At 48.9% G+C, this 975-nt stretch carries 1 protein-coding gene and 1 pseudogene; both read right to left on the minus strand.

What is annotated here, in order from left to right:
• A partial coding sequence (locus tag ACTHUR_RS12120; RefSeq protein ID WP_440398734.1) for an SLC13 family permease occupies positions 1–591 on the minus strand: 591 nt, incomplete at its 3' end.
• A gap of 193 nt (positions 592–784) precedes the next feature.
• Positions 785–975 (minus strand): annotated as a pseudogene (locus ACTHUR_RS12125) (sugar transporter); the annotation flags it as partial.

Raw genomic sequence — 975 nt, forward strand, 5'->3', positions numbered from 1 at the left:
GTAGGCGATACCGAGCAGGACGAAAACGTAGGTTTTGCGTTCTTTTTCTTGGTCGAGGTGGCTCATCATACCCATTGCCAAAGGCAGCATCATCGCGGCAGTTGCAGTGTTACTGATCCACATAGCCAGGAAGGCGGTAACGGCAAACAGCATCAACACGGCAACTTTCATATTGCCACGGGACAGGCGCAACAGGCTGACAGCGATTTTACGGTCGAGACGCTGCATGTGCAGGGCGGTTGCAAGCGCGAAGCCGCCGAAGAAGATGTAAATCGTCGGGTCGGAGAAACCGGCCATCGCTTTTTTGATGTCCATATCCGGGAAACCGAGTACAACGGCAAGGATAGGGATCATCAGTGCGGTAACGGTAATGTGTACGGCTTCGGTAAACCAAAGCGCGGCAACGAAAATCAACAGCGCTATACCTTTGTTGGCGTCGGGGCTGTAGGGAAGGATGTAATAAATGCCGAAGCAGACAACGGCGGAGATGATGGTGGTCAGCAAGCCTTTAAAGTCGGTAATCGGCTTTTGTGCACTGAGCAGCTCGACGTTTTCCGGATGCTGGGTTTTGTCCTTTGCGTGCAGATCCATAGAATGTTCCTCTGAAGTTTGCTGGTTTTTCTTTTACGCTTGTGCTGGCCGTTTTCAGACGACCTGACAGCGACAGTATATTTGTAATTTGATGTAGTGTAAATAAATTGTAAATTATTTTTTAAAATAAAATAAAAAACGGACAAGCAGCAGGAAGGCTGTTTGTCCGTTCGATTAGGAAAGTGATTGGATTTTAAACGTTTTGCGTCAGATTGTCTTGTTCCTTAAACAACAAGCCGCAAACGGCCAAACCTGCCGCCGCCAGCAAGGCTCCGGCAATGCCGATATTGGAAAGGCCGAACCAGACGGTTACATAATGTCCCAAAAGCGCACCGCCGCCGATGCCGACATTGTACAAACCTGAATAAATCGAGTTGGCCACAT

The organism is Neisseria sp. P0021.S007, from assembly GCF_051956855.1.